The following is a 14,133-nucleotide window of genomic DNA, read 5'->3' as shown; positions in this document are numbered from 1 at the left end:
CAAAGGCAGGTTCTTTAAGGTAAGGAGGTGATCCAACCGCAGGTTCCCCTACGGTTACCTTGTTACGACTTCACCCCAGTCATGAATCACAAAGTGGTAAGCGCCCTCCCGAAGGTTAAGCTACCTACTTCTTTTGCAACCCACTCCCATGGTGTGACGGGCGGTGTGTACAAGGCCCGGGAACGTATTCACCGTGGCATTCTGATCCACGATTACTAGCGATTCCGACTTCATGGAGTCGAGTTGCAGACTCCAATCCGGACTACGACGCACTTTATGAGGTCCGCTTGCTCTCGCGAGGTCGCTTCTCTTTGTATGCGCCATTGTAGCACGTGTGTAGCCCTACTCGTAAGGGCCATGATGACTTGACGTCATCCCCACCTTCCTCCAGTTTATCACTGGCAGTCTCCTTTGAGTTCCCGGCCTAACCGCTGGCAACAAAGGATAAGGGTTGCGCTCGTTGCGGGACTTAACCCAACATTTCACAACACGAGCTGACGACAGCCATGCAGCACCTGTCTCAGAGTTCCCGAAGGCACCAAAGCATCTCTGCTAAGTTCTCTGGATGTCAAGAGTAGGTAAGGTTCTTCGCGTTGCATCGAATTAAACCACATGCTCCACCGCTTGTGCGGGCCCCCGTCAATTCATTTGAGTTTTAACCTTGCGGCCGTACTCCCCAGGCGGTCGACTTAACGCGTTAGCTCCGGAAGCCACGCCTCAAGGGCACAACCTCCAAGTCGACATCGTTTACGGCGTGGACTACCAGGGTATCTAATCCTGTTTGCTCCCCACGCTTTCGCACCTGAGCGTCAGTCTTTGTCCAGGGGGCCGCCTTCGCCACCGGTATTCCTCCAGATCTCTACGCATTTCACCGCTACACCTGGAATTCTACCCCCCTCTACAAGACTCTAGCCTGCCAGTTTCGAATGCAGTTCCCAGGTTGAGCCCGGGGATTTCACATCCGACTTGACAGACCGCCTGCGTGCGCTTTACGCCCAGTAATTCCGATTAACGCTTGCACCCTCCGTATTACCGCGGCTGCTGGCACGGAGTTAGCCGGTGCTTCTTCTGCGGGTAACGTCAATTGCTGAGGTTATTAACCTCAACACCTTCCTCCCCGCTGAAAGTACTTTACAACCCGAAGGCCTTCTTCATACACGCGGCATGGCTGCATCAGGCTTGCGCCCATTGTGCAATATTCCCCACTGCTGCCTCCCGTAGGAGTCTGGACCGTGTCTCAGTTCCAGTGTGGCTGGTCATCCTCTCAGACCAGCTAGGGATCGTCGCCTAGGTGAGCCGTTACCCCACCTACTAGCTAATCCCATCTGGGCACATCTGATGGCAAGAGGCCCGAAGGTCCCCCTCTTTGGTCTTGCGACGTTATGCGGTATTAGCTACCGTTTCCAGTAGTTATCCCCCTCCATCAGGCAGTTTCCCAGACATTACTCACCCGTCCGCCACTCGTCACCCGAGAGCAAGCTCTCTGTGCTACCGTTCGACTTGCATGTGTTAGGCCTGCCGCCAGCGTTCAATCTGAGCCATGATCAAACTCTTCAATTTAAGTTTGATGCTCGTGAATTAAACTTCGTAATGAATTACGTATGTTCACTCAGAGACTTGGTATTCATTTTTCGTCCGGGGACGTTAAGAATCCATGTCACTTTGAGTGCCCACACAGATTGTCTGATAAATTGTTAAAGAGCATTGCCGCTTCGTTTTCGCTGCGGCGCGGGGTGTGCATATTACGCTTTCCCGCTTCAGAGTCAAGCGTTTATTTTGCTTTTCTCTGCTGACCCGGCGGCGTGTGTGCCGTTGTTCCGTGTCAGTGGAGGCGCATTATAGGGAGTTATTCTGAAGTGACAAGCACAAAATACAAAAAACTTTTCGTTCGCTCACTTTTCAAACTTAACGCTTATTTAAGTCGCGAATCGCCCGCTAAATGGGCAATTTCCCGCGCAAAACTGGCCACCTGCGACCAGTCGGTATAAACCACTTCTTTACGCGTATCGGTTTCGCCACCCGTCATCTTCATTATCAGGCGGATCATGAAGCGGTCATACCAGCGGTAGCGAGGATAGCGCAGCGCACCGGCAAAGACGGCGCACAGATCCGGTTGCCACGGCGAGCTGAGTAAAAACTTACGCGTGTAGCTGTTGGTCTGCGGCGTACGCTTCTCAGCTTTACGGGCAACCAGATTGACCGAGTAAAACGCGCCCGGCAATGTGTTGAGTACCGCCGTATGCTTTTTCACAAAGCGATCCAGCGCCGGATGGAAGTGTCCGTAACGAATGGAGGCGCCAATCACCACGCGATCGTACTCCTGCCAGGCAATCTCCTCCGCGCGATTCAGGTTCACCACATCCGAGTAAATGCCCAGCTCTTTTAATTCCGACGCCAGATACGCGGCAATCTCACGCGTTTGTCCGTCTCGCGTAGAGAAAAGAATCAGTGTTTTCATCAACGGCTCCTTATTCGCGCCAGAATGTTGGGGTGAACAGCACCAGCAGCGTAAAGACCTCAAGACGACCAAACAGCATATTGGCAATAAGGATCCATTTCGCAACCGGGTTCATGCTGGCAAAGTTATCCGCCACAACCCCCAGGCCAGGCCCGAGGTTGTTTAGTGTTGCGACGACGGACGCAAAAGCGGAGAAATCATCCACTCCCGTCGCGATGATCGCCAGCATGCTGACGATAAAGACCAGCGCATACGCCGAGAAGAACCCCCACACCGCTTCGAGGATACGTTCCGGCAGCGCGCGGTTCCCCAGCTTAATGCTGTAAACCGCATTCGGGTGGACCAGACGCTTCAGCTCACGGTTCCCCTGCTTGAACAGCAGCAGAATACGAATCACCTTCAGACCACCGCCCGTCGACCCGGCGCAGCCGCCGATAAACGCGGAGCACAACAGAAGTACCGGCAGGAACAGCGGCCAGCGCGCGATGCTGTCCGTGGTAAACCCGGCGGTCGTCGCCATCGACACCACCTGGAAAAACGCCTGATTGAGCGTGGTCAGCGCCGAGTTGTAAACATCATGGAACCACAGCACCAGGGTGCAGATGACGACCAGGGTAAGCTGGACGCCAATGAACATGCGGAACTCAGGATCGCGCCAGTACACCTTCAGGCTACGTCCGCTCAGTAAAGAGAAGTGCAGGCCGTAGTTACAGCCAGAGATCAGCAGGAAAATCGCAATGATGGTGTTAATCGTTGGGCTGTCGAAGTACCCCACGCTGGCATCGTGAGTGGAGAACCCGCCAATGGCAATTGTCGCAAAGCTGTGCCCGATAGCATCGAAGGCAGGCATCCCGGCAAACCACAGCGCCAGCGCGCAGGCTACCGTCAGCAAAACATAAATCAACCACAGGGTTTTCGCCGTCTCGGCAATACGCGGACGCATCTTGTTGTCTTTCAACGGCCCCGGCATTTCAGCCCTGTACAGCTGCATCCCCCCGACGCCCAGAATCGGCAGGATGGCCACCGCCAGGACGATGATCCCCATCCCCCCGAACCACTGCAGCATCTGGCGATAAAAGAGAATAGCGTGGGGTAACGAATCCAGCCCCACCAGCGTCGTCGCACCAGTGGTCGTTAAACCAGAAAACGATTCAAAAAAGGCATCCGTGATGCTGAGGTTAGGCTGCTCAGAGAAGATAAAGGGCAGCGAACCGACGCTTCCCAGCACCGTCCAGAACAGGACCACAATCAGAAAGCCTTCGCGAGATTTCAGCTCACCTTTCTGACGACGGTTCGGCCACCACAGCAGCGAGCCGATCGCCAGCGCGACAAAGAAGGTCTGGGTAAAAGCCCGCCCCGCGCCGTCCCGGTAGATAAGCGCCACCAGTCCAGGGAGAATCATCGTCCCCGAAAAGAGTATGACCAGCAGTCCAACGATTCGGGTTATGGCACGAAAATGCATCTCTGCCGCTTCCTTTGGTATTCAAAAAGTGAGGTGGGGATTATTCTTCAATCGGCAGCAATTGCAACGAACCGCGACTGAAATCAGCCAGTTTTGCTGAAAAAGCAGCCAGTTCTGCCTGAGGAAGCGCCACGCGTAATTGCACCATTGCCTGGTAATCACTGTGCGCAATCACGCCGTTAAATTGTTTGAGCAGTGTTTCAATGCCCGATAGCTGAGCGTAATCGCACAATAAAGTATATTCGGTGAGCGGCGTTTTGCGGGTGGTCGTCAGGATATTCAGTGCCTGCTGAACGCCGCCGCCATACGCTTTTACCAGCCCACCCGTACCTAACAGGATGCCGCCGTAGTAGCGCACCACCACGGCGGTAATTTCACCCACGCCGCTGCCCATCAGCTGGGAGAGCATGGGTTTACCGGCTGTGCCCGCCGGTTCACCGTCGTCTGAAAAACCGAGCTGTTGCGAATCGTCCGGCGGCCCTGCCACCCACGCCACGCAGTGGTGACGTGCGTCAGGGTGCTCCGCGCGAACGGACTCGACAAACGCTTTCGCCGCCTCTACGCCGTCGGTGTGCGCCAGCAGCGTAATAAAGCGGCTTTTCTTGATTTCCTCAACAAAGGTGACCGGTTCAGCCGGTATCAGCCAGCTTTCCATCAGGCCAGCTTCAGGTCTCGCGTCATATTCTCGATACCGTTCTCGTGAACCACCACGTTATCTTCGATACGAATGCCGCCAAACGGTTTCAGCGCGTCGATTTTTTCCCAGTTGAAGTGCTTGCTGAACTGCCCTTCACGCCACGGCGCCAGCAGGGATTCAATAAAGTAGATCCCCGGCTCGATGGTCAATACCATGCGCGGCTCAAGAATACGGGTGCAGCGCAGGTAAGGATATTTAGACGGTGCCGCCAGGTGCGTGCCGGTATCATCCTGCATGAAGCCCGCAACGTCGTGAACCTGCAGGCCCAGCGGGTGGCCGATACCGTGCGGCATGAATGGTCCAGTCAGGTCGTTTTCGACCATCGCCTCTTCGCTCATGTCTTTCACAATCTGATGCTTACGCAGCAGTTTGGCAATGCGCTGATGGAACTGGATGTGGTAATCCACGTAGCTGGTTCCGGCCTTCATGGTGCCAATCAGCGCCAACTGTTCGTCGTTTACGTCCTTAATAAGCTGCGCAAAATCGGTATCCGCATTCGCCGCCCAGGTGCGGGTCAGATCGGCCGCATAGCCGTTGTACTCTGCGCCTGCGTCCAGCAGGAAGCTGCGCATCTCAGACGGAACCTGATGATCCAGTTTGGTGTAGTGGAGAACAGACGCGTGCTCATTCAGCGCGACGATGTTGCTGTACGGTACGTCGGTGTCACGATGACCGGTTGCGGTCAGGTAGGCCAGGTTGATATCGAACTCGCTCATGCCTGACTGGAACGCTTCGTGCGCGGCGCGGTGGCCATTCACCGCCGTTTTTTGCGCTTCACGCATGCAGTAGAGTTCATAGTCGGTTTTATACGCGCGGTAATAGTGCAGGTAATCCAGCACGCCTTTCGGATTGAGTTTGTCTGCCGGAATATCCAGACCGAGCGCACGTTCAGGTACAGGGCCAATGTAGCCGATGTTGCCGCGCGCCGCTGGCAGCTGGCTGCCAATGCCGTCCGCTTTTGGCAGGGCGATCACCTCAATTTCTTCGGTCCAGAAAGAGGTCGGCAGCGGTTCGACGTTGTGCCAGTAATCAACCGGCAGGTAGAACCACAGTTTCGGCTTGTTCACGCCGTCCACCAGCAGCCAGCAATTCGGAACCTGTGTCACCGGCACCCAGGCTTTAAACTGCGGGTTAACCTTAAACGGATAGGCGTGGTCATCAAGAAAAGTATTCATCAGCTCGCCGGAGTGGATCAGAAGAGCATCCAGCTTGAAGCGGGCCAGTACATCGCGGGTACGTTCCTGTAGGGTAACGATATGATTTTTATAAAGCGAAGCCAGTGAGTCCATCATTCTTCCTTTCGTTTTTTTGACCTCAAGTCATCGCATCTTAGCACACCTCACTCCGGCTGCGTGATTTCCACCGACCGTGATCAACGCAGCAATTTCTTAATGAGTAATTTGCATTTTATTAACATAAATTCCACACTCCGTCTCATCTGGTATGACCAGATCCACTTGCTGGATTCAGGAGACTGACATGCTTTACAAAGGCGACACCCTGTACCTCAACTGGCTGGAAGATGGCATTGCCGAACTGGTGTTCGATGCCCCCGGCTCAGTGAATAAGCTTGATACCGCGACGGTGGCCAGTCTTGGCCAGGCGCTGGAAGTACTTGAAAAGCAATCTGAATTAAAAGGGCTGCTGCTGCGTTCGAACAAAGCGGCCTTTATCGTCGGTGCCGATATCACCGAATTCCTTTCGCTGTTCCAGGTTCCGGAAGAACAGCTGAGCCAGTGGCTGCACTTTGCCAACAGCGTCTTTAATCGTCTGGAAGATCTGCCTGTTCCAACGATCTCTGCCGTGAACGGCTACGCGCTGGGCGGCGGCTGCGAGTGCGTGCTGGCGACCGACTACCGTCTGGCGACGCCGGACCTGCGTATCGGCCTGCCGGAAACCAAGCTGGGCATCATGCCGGGCTTTGGCGGTTCCGTGCGTATGCCGCGCATGCTGGGCGCCGACAGCGCCCTGGAAATCATTGCCGCCGGTAAAGACGTGGGTGCAGAACAGGCGCAGAAAATTGGTCTGGTCGACGGCGTCGTGAAACCAGAGAAGCTGGTTGAAGGTGCACTCGCCATTCTGCGCCAGGCGATTAACGGCGATTTGAACTGGAAAGCCAAACGTCAGCCGAAGCTGGAGCCGTTAAAGCTCAGCAAGATTGAAGCCACCATGAGCTTCACCATCGCCAAAGGCGTGGTGATGCAGACGGCGGGTAAACACTACCCGGCGCCAATCACGGCGGTGAAAACCATTGAAGCGGCAGCCCGCTTTGGCCGCGACGAAGCCCTGAAACTGGAAAACCAGAGCTTTGTTCCGCTGGCGCACACCAATGAAGCCCGCGCGCTGGTTGGCATCTTCCTCAACGATCAGTTCGTGAAAGGCAAAGCCAAACAGCTGACCAAAAACGTTGAGACGCCAAAACACGCGGCGGTACTCGGCGCCGGTATTATGGGCGGCGGCATCGCTTACCAGTCGGCCTGGAAAGGCGTGCCGGTAGTGATGAAAGACATCAACGAGAAATCTCTGACGCTGGGCATGACCGAAGCCGCCAAGCTGCTGAATAAACAGCTTGAGCGCGGAAAAATTGACGGGCTGAAGCTCGCAGGCGTGATCTCAACCATCCAGCCTGTGCTGGAATACAGCGGTTTCGACCGTGTGGACGTGGTGGTTGAAGCGGTCGTTGAGAACCCGAAAGTCAAAAAAGCGGTGCTGGCGGAAACGGAAGACAAGGTTCGCCCGGACGCCGTCCTGGCCTCAAACACCTCCACCATCCCCATCAGCGAACTGGCGAGCGTGCTGAAGCGTCCGGAAAACTTCTGCGGAATGCACTTCTTCAACCCGGTACACCGTATGCCACTGGTCGAAGTGATCCGTGGAGAAAAAACCTCTGACGAAACCATCGCTAAAGTCGTGGCGTGGGCAAGCAAGATGGGTAAAACGCCGATCGTCGTTAATGACTGCCCAGGCTTCTTCGTCAACCGCGTGCTGTTCCCGTACTTCGCCGGCTTCAGCCAGCTGCTGCGCGACGGTGCGGACTTCCGCAAAATCGACAAAGTAATGGAAAAACAGTTCGGCTGGCCGATGGGCCCGGCGTATCTGCTGGACGTCGTCGGCATTGATACCGCCCACCACGCGCAGGCCGTCATGGCGGCGGGCTTCCCGCAGCGCATGCAGAAAGATTATCGCGATGCCATTGACGCCCTCTTTGACGCCAACCGCTTCGGACAGAAAAACGGCCTGGGCTTCTGGCGTTATAAAGAAGACAGCAAAGGCAAACCGAAGAAAGAAGAAGATGCGGCGGTGGATGGCCTGCTGGCCGACGTATGCCAGCCGAAACGCGACTTCACCGACGACGAAATTATTGCCCGCATGATGATTCCGATGATCAACGAAGTGGTCCGTTGCCTGGAAGAAGGCATTATCGCCAGCCCGGCAGAAGCGGATATGGCGTTGGTATACGGCCTGGGCTTCCCTCCGTTCCACGGCGGCGCGTTCCGCTGGCTGGATACGCTCGGCAGCGCCCGCTATCTCGATATGGCGCAGCAATATCAGCACCTCGGCCCGCTTTATGAAGTGCCGGAAGGGCTGCGTAACAAAGCGCGCCATAACGAACCCTACTATCCAGCAGTTGAGCCAGCCCGTCCGGTTGGCGCGCTGAAAACGGCTTAAGGAGTCACAATGGAAAAGGTTGTCATTGTTGATGCGATTCGCACCCCGATGGGCCGTTCAAAAGGCGGTGCGTTCCGTAACGTGCGAGCGGAAGACCTCTCCGCGCACCTGATGCGTAGCCTGCTGGCGCGTAACCCGGCGCTGGACCCAGCAGCGCTCGACGATATCTACTGGGGCTGCGTGCAGCAAACGCTGGAGCAGGGCTTCAACATCGCCCGCAACGCGTCGCTGCTGGCGGAGATCCCGCATTCGGTTCCGGCCGTTACCGTCAACCGCCTGTGCGGTTCGTCGATGCAGGCCCTGCACGACGCAGCGCGCATGATCATGACCGGCGATGCGCAGGCCTGTCTGGTCGGCGGCGTTGAACACATGGGCCATGTGCCGATGAGCCACGGGGTCGATTTCCATCCGGGCATGAGCCGCAACGTGGCGAAAGCCGCAGGCATGATGGGCCTTACCGCCGAGATGCTCTCCCGCCTGCACGGCATCAGTCGTGAAATGCAGGATGCTTTTGCCGCGCGCTCTCACGCCCGCGCCTGGGCCGCCACGCAGTCCGGTGCCTTCAAGAATGAGATCATCCCGACCGGGGGCCACGATGCAGACGGCGTACTGAAGCAGTTCAGCTACGACGAAGTCATTCGTCCGGAAACGACGGTCGAAGCGCTTTCTACCCTGCGTCCGGCATTTGATCCGGTCACCGGTACGGTAACGGCAGGGACGTCGTCGGCGCTGTCCGACGGTGCCGCCGCGATGCTGGTGATGAGCGAAAGCCGCGCCCGCGAATTGGGCCTGACGCCACGCGCTCGCGTGCGTTCGATGGCGGTGGTGGGCTGCGATCCTTCAATCATGGGTTACGGCCCGGTTCCGGCCTCGAAGCTGGCGCTGAAAAAAGCGGGCTTAACTGCCAGCGATATCGATCTGTTCGAGATGAACGAAGCGTTTGCCGCGCAGATCCTGCCGTGCATTAAAGATCTGGGGCTGATGGAGCAGATCGACGAGAAGATTAACCTCAACGGCGGCGCGATCGCCCTCGGTCACCCGCTGGGCTGTTCCGGGGCGCGTATCAGCACGACGCTGATTAACCTGATGGAACGCAAAGATGCCCAGTTTGGTCTGGCAACGATGTGTATCGGCCTGGGTCAGGGTATCGCGACGGTGTTTGAGAGAGTGTAAGTAAGGAAAAGTATCTCAAAGCCAATGACGTCAGAACAAGGCGGCAAGCGAGCGAATCCCGATGAGCTTACATTAGTAAGTGATTCGGGTGAACGAGCGCAGCCAACGCAGTTATGGCGTCATTGGCGAAGAGAGACAGTTTAGTTGCCGTTCTTCCCGCCTGTCAGGGGCGGGTTTTTTATTTAAATGAAGGCAAACGCATCGCCAAACAGGCGATCTTCACGCGCATCGCGTTCGTTACAGAACAGGTCGCGGGCAATTTTCGCCATCTCGAAACGGCCTGCAATGTAGATATCATGTCCCGCCAGCGTGCCGTGATCCTGCAGTACCGCCGTCAGCACCGTCCCGCTACGTCCACGCCAGCCCTCTTCCGGCTGCTCGACCACTGGCTCAATGCGCAGGTTAGGATGGTTAACGCTCAGCGCTTCCAGTTCAGACAGGTCGTACAGGTGCTTCTCTTCACGGCCGCCCCAGTAGATGGTGATGTCACGGTCTGGATTACGCGCCAGCGCGGTCAACAGAATAGAGCGCACATAGGAGAAGCCCGTACCGCCCGCGATCAGAATCAGCGGACGGTCTTCGTCATCACGCAACCACGCATCGCCGTGAGGAATGTCGACCACAATCTCACGCTCTTTCAGGATGCGGTCCATCACGGCCATCGCGTACAGGTTAAGCTCAGACGCACCAATATGCAGCTCAATAAATTCCTGCTCTGCTGGCGTAGAGGCCATAGAGAAAGGACGCTTATCACGCTCATCCATCACCACCATCAGGTACTGGCCGGCACGGAATGAGAATGCCGCTTCAGGAACCAAACGGACGCGATATACGGTGTCGGTAATAGCATCAACCGACGTCACTTTACAGCTTAAGGTTGTCATTCGCTCTCTCTGTCGGGAAGTCTATAGGGCTTAACGGTCAGCTCAGGGTTTACCGTTATTCATTATGGCCAGTTCGTCCCAGATCGCGTCAATTCGCGCGGTCACAGCAGGATCTTTTTTGATCGGGCGACCCCATTCACGGTCGGTTTCGCCAGGCCATTTATTTGTGGCATCCAGTCCCATCTTTGAGCCAAGACCGGAAACCGGCGAGGCAAAATCCAGATAATCTATCGGCGTATTTTCGACTAACACCGTATCACGCGCAGGATCCATTCGCGTGGTTATCGCCCAGATAACGTCGTTCCAGTCACGGGCGTTAACGTCATCATCGCAGACAATAACAAATTTGGTATACATAAACTGGCGCAGGAAAGACCATACGCCCATCATCACGCGTTTAGCATGTCCGGGATACTGCTTCTTCATCGTGACCACCGCCATGCGATACGAGCATCCTTCAGGCGGCAGATAAAAATCAACGATTTCCGGGAACTGCTTTTGCAGGATCGGCACAAATACTTCGTTCAGCGCCACGCCGAGCACCGCCGGTTCATCCGGTGGGCGGCCAGTATAGGTGGAGTGATAAATCGCATCTTCACGCTGAGTAACATGCGTGACGGTAAACACCGGGAAGTTATCCACTTCGTTGTAATAGCCGGTGTGGTCGCCGTATGGGCCTTCTGGCGCCATTTCACCCTGCTCAATGTAACCTTCCAGCACAATTTCGGCGCTGGCCGGCACTTCGAGATCGTTGGAGATACACTTCACGACCTCGGTTTTAGTCCCGCGCAGCAGGCCAGCAAACGCATATTCAGAGAGCGTATCCGGTACGGGCGTGACCGCCCCCAGAATGGTGGCCGGATCGGCACCTAACGCGACAGACACCGGGAACCGTTCACCCGGATGTGCAGCACACCACTCCTGGAAATCCAGCGCGCCGCCGCGGTGCGACAGCCAGCGCATGATGAGCTTATTCTTGCCAATCAGCTGCTGGCGATAAATACCGAGGTTTTGCCGCTCTTTATGCGGTCCGCGCGTCACGGTGAGGCCCCAGGTGATCAGCGGCGCAGCATCTTCAGGCCAGCACTGCATGATAGGGATTTTGGTGAGATCCACCGCATCGCCTTCCAGCACTTTCTGCTGACACGGCGCGCCGCGCAGGCGTTTGGTGGGCATGTTCAGCACCTGCTTAAACTGCGGCAGCTTATCGAACAGATCGCGGAAACCTTTCGGTGGCTCAGGCTCTTTCAGAAATGCCAGCAGTTTCCCCACTTCACGCAGCGCGGTAACGTCTTCCTGCCCCATTCCCAGCGCGACACGACGCGGGGTGCCAAACAGGTTGCACAGCACCGGCATTGAGTAACCTTTTGGATTTTCAAACAGTAATGCGGGGCCACCGGCACGAAGGGTGCGGTCAGCAATTTCTGTCATTTCCAGATAAGGATCAACAGGAAGTGTAATGCGTTTCAGTTCACCCTGCTTTTCCAGCAGCGTCAGGAAGTCGCGGAGATCGTGGTATTTCATGCAGTTAGTCATGGCCTCTCTGTAAGCGCTTCATTATACGGCGTAAGCCTGCTTGATGCTGTAATTTTGTTAAATTAGCGTGAACTTATCCGCTGTGTTCGAATTTCCCCCATTATAATCAACTTAGCGATCCCTCCAGGGTTTTGATATGCTTGCGCCCCGAACTAAGGGAAAGAGTGATTATGCAGGCCTGGTATTTACTGTATTGCAAACGCGGGCAACTTCAGCGCGCGCAGGAACATCTTGAACGTCAGTCTGTAAATTGTCTGACACCCGTGATCACGCTTGAAAAAATGCAGCGCGGGAAGCGCACAACCGTCAGTGAGCCTTTATTCCCGAACTATCTGTTCGTGGAGTTCGACCCTGAGGTGATCCACACCACTACCATCAGCGCAACGCGCGGCGTCAGCCACTTCGTTCGTTTTGGTGCCCACCCGGCAACCGTTCCGTCGACCGTCATTCATCAGCTGTCTGTTTATCAACAGCCTGAAGGGATCACCGACCCGGAAACCCCTTACGCGGGCGATAGCGTCGTCATTACCGAAGGCGCATTCGAAGGCCTGCAGGCGATTTTCGCCGAGCCGGACGGTGAAGCGCGCTCCATGCTGTTGCTCAATCTGCTGAACAAGCAGGTGCTGCAGAGCGTGAAAAACACCGACTTCCGCAAAGTTTAAACGTTTATCCCGAACAGGCGACGCACGTTGTCATCCGTCTGCGCGGAAAGCCAGTGCGGATCCTCTCCGCGCCAGTGCGCTACGCGCTCAACAATGTGCCCCAGCAAGGCGGGCTCGTTTCGCCGCGATGCCGGTTTGGGCTTCATATCTCGCGGCAGCAGGTATGGCGCATCGGTTTCAAGAAGCAAACGGTCTGCCGGGATTATCGGCAGCAGCTCGCGAAGCTCAAGCCCGCGGCGCTCATCACACACCCAACCGGTGATCCCCAGATACAAACCGCGGTTCAGGCAATCCAGCGCTTCCTGGCGAGACCCGGTGAAGCAGTGGAGCACTGCGCCGGGCAGTTTATCCAGCCACGGGTTCAGCAGTGCGAGAAAACGTTCATGCGCATCGCGACAATGCATAAAGACGGGCATTTCAAGCTCTGCCGCCAGCGCAAGCTGGGCAGCGAACGCCTTTTCCTGTTCTTCAGGCGTCGAGAAGTTGCGGTTAAAATCGAGCCCGCACTCGCCAATAGCCACCACCTCTGCCGTTTTTGCCAGCGTGCGCAGGGTTTCTACGCTCTCCGCCGTCCACTGGCTGCTGTCATGAGGGTGGACGCCTGCGGTTGACCAGCAGTGTTGATAGCGTTGCGCCAACAGCAGCGCCTGCTCGCTCTCATGCAGGTTGGTCCCGGTCAGGAGCATCCCTTTTACGCCAGCCTCAAAAGCACGCGCAACCACCTCGTCACGATCTTTCGCAAACTGCGAGCTGGTCAGGTTGAGTCCGATATCAAACATGCGATTCCCCATAGAACAACCGCCCTGACGGGCGGCTGGTTTTACTCTTCAGTGGTCTTTTCGGACGCATCGTCTTCATCGTCCGACCGGCGTCCTTTTCCCACGTAGAAACGCGAGAAGAATACGCCAACCTCAAACAGGCAGTACATCGGTATTGCCAGCAGCGTTTGTGAGAAGACGTCCGGCGGCGTCAGCAGCATGCCGACTACGAAGGCGCCCACCAGAATATAGGGACGCTTCTTACGCAGGTCATCAGGGGTGGTTACCCCAACCCAGCAGAGCAGCACAATGGCCACCGGCACTTCAAACGCCACACCGAACGCCATAAACAGCGCCATCACAAAGCTGAGGTAGCTGGCGATATCCGTCGATACCTGAACCCCTTCCGGCGCGGTATGCGTCAGGAAGCCAAAGGCCAGCGGGAAGACAACGAAGTAGGCAAACGCCATGCCGATATAGAACAGCAGCGAACTGGAGACCAGCAGCGGGATCACCAGTTTACGTTCGTGCCTGTACAGTGCTGGCGCCACAAATGCCCATACCTGATAAAGGATGACGGGTGCAGACGCAATCAACGACACCCAGAAGGTGAGCTTAATCGGGGTGAAAAACGGTGATGCAACGTCTGTTGCAATCATCGTTGCCCCCAGTGGCATCTGCTTGATCAGCGGCGCAGAAACCACCTGATAAATATCGTTGGCGAAATAGACCAGGCACAGGAATATGAGGAATACCGCAATAATGCAGTTTAACAGGCGCTTACGCAGCTCAATAAGGTGCGTAATAAGCGGTTGAGTATCATCTACTGCCATA

General features: G+C 56.0%; 11 protein-coding genes and 1 rRNA gene. 3 read left to right on the top strand and 9 right to left on the bottom strand.

The window, feature by feature from the left end; translation table 11 throughout:
- Positions 1–20: 20 nt before the first annotated feature.
- The 5 genes from ACTJI7_RS22115 to pepQ form a co-directional block, all read right to left on the bottom strand.
- A 16S ribosomal RNA gene (locus ACTJI7_RS22115) occupies positions 21–1,560 on the bottom strand.
- A 352-nt stretch (positions 1,561–1,912) separates the two neighbouring features.
- Positions 1,913–2,458 carry a menaquinone-dependent protoporphyrinogen IX dehydrogenase gene (hemG, locus tag ACTJI7_RS22110; RefSeq protein WP_048959733.1) on the bottom strand — a complete coding sequence of 182 codons (546 nt, stop codon included), beginning with the start codon at positions 2,456–2,458 and terminating at the stop codon, positions 1,913–1,915.
- A gap of 10 nt (positions 2,459–2,468) precedes the next feature.
- A complete protein-coding gene (trkH, locus tag ACTJI7_RS22105) occupies positions 2,469–3,920 on the bottom strand; it encodes a Trk system potassium transporter TrkH (protein WP_013099227.1) in 1,452 nt (483 codons plus the stop codon).
- A 40-nt stretch (positions 3,921–3,960) separates the two neighbouring features.
- Positions 3,961–4,575 (bottom strand): IMPACT family protein, encoded by a 615-nt coding sequence (locus ACTJI7_RS22100; protein ID WP_041911843.1) that lies wholly within the window; start codon positions 4,573–4,575, stop codon positions 3,961–3,963.
- Complete coding sequence (pepQ, locus tag ACTJI7_RS22095) at positions 4,575–5,906, bottom strand: Xaa-Pro dipeptidase (RefSeq protein ID WP_028014769.1); 1,332 nt, start codon at positions 5,904–5,906, stop codon at positions 4,575–4,577. The genes ACTJI7_RS22100 and pepQ overlap by 1 nt, the downstream gene beginning before the upstream one ends.
- A 190-nt stretch (positions 5,907–6,096) precedes the next feature.
- Between pepQ and fadB the strand changes: the two genes are divergently transcribed.
- Positions 6,097–8,286: a fatty acid oxidation complex subunit alpha FadB gene (gene fadB, locus ACTJI7_RS22090; protein ID WP_126818785.1), complete on the top strand. Its 2,190-nt coding sequence runs from the start codon at positions 6,097–6,099 to the stop codon at positions 8,284–8,286.
- 9 nt (positions 8,287–8,295) lie between these two features.
- Positions 8,296–9,459 (top strand): acetyl-CoA C-acyltransferase FadA, encoded by a 1,164-nt coding sequence (fadA, locus tag ACTJI7_RS22085; protein WP_008501515.1) that lies wholly within the window; start codon positions 8,296–8,298, stop codon positions 9,457–9,459.
- Positions 9,460–9,641: 182 nt separating this feature from the next.
- Here the strand turns inward: fadA and fre are convergent, their stop codons facing one another.
- On the bottom strand, positions 9,642–10,343 hold the full coding sequence (gene fre, locus ACTJI7_RS22080) for an NAD(P)H-flavin reductase (protein WP_028014772.1): 702 nt from the start codon (positions 10,341–10,343) through the stop codon (positions 9,642–9,644).
- Positions 10,344–10,385: 42 nt separating this feature from the next.
- Positions 10,386–11,879 carry a 4-hydroxy-3-polyprenylbenzoate decarboxylase gene (gene ubiD / locus ACTJI7_RS22075; protein WP_028014773.1) on the bottom strand — a complete coding sequence of 498 codons (1,494 nt, stop codon included), beginning with the start codon at positions 11,877–11,879 and terminating at the stop codon, positions 10,386–10,388.
- A 170-nt stretch (positions 11,880–12,049) separates the two neighbouring features.
- On the opposite strand from ubiD, the gene rfaH reads away from it, so the two are divergent.
- Positions 12,050–12,541: a transcription/translation regulatory transformer protein RfaH gene (gene rfaH, locus ACTJI7_RS22070; protein ID WP_020882871.1), complete on the top strand. Its 492-nt coding sequence runs from the start codon at positions 12,050–12,052 to the stop codon at positions 12,539–12,541.
- Here rfaH and tatD read toward each other — a convergent pair.
- The gene (tatD, locus tag ACTJI7_RS22065; protein WP_063155600.1) at positions 12,538–13,320 is read right to left on the bottom strand and encodes a 3'-5' ssDNA/RNA exonuclease TatD; all 783 of its coding nucleotides are present in this window, start codon (positions 13,318–13,320) and stop codon (positions 12,538–12,540) included. The genes rfaH and tatD overlap by 4 nt on opposite strands.
- Positions 13,321–13,361: 41 nt before the next feature.
- Positions 13,362–14,132 carry a Sec-independent protein translocase subunit TatC gene (tatC, locus tag ACTJI7_RS22060; RefSeq protein ID WP_028014775.1) on the bottom strand — a complete coding sequence of 257 codons (771 nt, stop codon included), beginning with the start codon at positions 14,130–14,132 and terminating at the stop codon, positions 13,362–13,364.
- Position 14,133 lies beyond the last annotated feature (1 nt).

Origin of the sequence: Enterobacter sp. 22499 (genome assembly GCF_052044815.1) — a bacterium.
Taxonomy (GTDB): Bacteria; Pseudomonadota; Gammaproteobacteria; order Enterobacterales; family Enterobacteriaceae; genus Enterobacter; species Enterobacter bugandensis.
This window is presented reverse-complemented; position numbering and strand designations above follow the sequence as displayed.

Excerpts from the sequence above, each read along its gene's own strand:
- tatC (WP_028014775.1), bottom strand. The coding sequence starts at position 14,132 with ATGGCAGTAGATGATACTCAACCGCTTATTACGCACCTTATTGAGCTG.
- rfaH (WP_020882871.1), top strand. The coding sequence starts at position 12,050 with ATGCAGGCCTGGTATTTACTGTATTGCAAACGCGGGCAACTTCAGCGC.
- tatD (WP_063155600.1), bottom strand. The coding sequence starts at position 13,320 with ATGTTTGATATCGGACTCAACCTGACCAGCTCGCAGTTTGCGAAAGAT.
- ubiD (WP_028014773.1), bottom strand. The coding sequence starts at position 11,879 with ATGACTAACTGCATGAAATACCACGATCTCCGCGACTTCCTGACGCTG.
- trkH (WP_013099227.1), bottom strand. The coding sequence starts at position 3,920 with ATGCATTTTCGTGCCATAACCCGAATCGTTGGACTGCTGGTCATACTC.
- fre (WP_028014772.1), bottom strand. The coding sequence starts at position 10,343 with ATGACAACCTTAAGCTGTAAAGTGACGTCGGTTGATGCTATTACCGAC.
- ACTJI7_RS22100 (WP_041911843.1), bottom strand. The coding sequence starts at position 4,575 with ATGGAAAGCTGGCTGATACCGGCTGAACCGGTCACCTTTGTTGAGGAA.
- hemG (WP_048959733.1), bottom strand. The coding sequence starts at position 2,458 with ATGAAAACACTGATTCTTTTCTCTACGCGAGACGGACAAACGCGTGAG.
- fadA (WP_008501515.1), top strand. The coding sequence starts at position 8,296 with ATGGAAAAGGTTGTCATTGTTGATGCGATTCGCACCCCGATGGGCCGT.
- fadB (WP_126818785.1), top strand. The coding sequence starts at position 6,097 with ATGCTTTACAAAGGCGACACCCTGTACCTCAACTGGCTGGAAGATGGC.
- pepQ (WP_028014769.1), bottom strand. The coding sequence starts at position 5,906 with ATGGACTCACTGGCTTCGCTTTATAAAAATCATATCGTTACCCTACAG.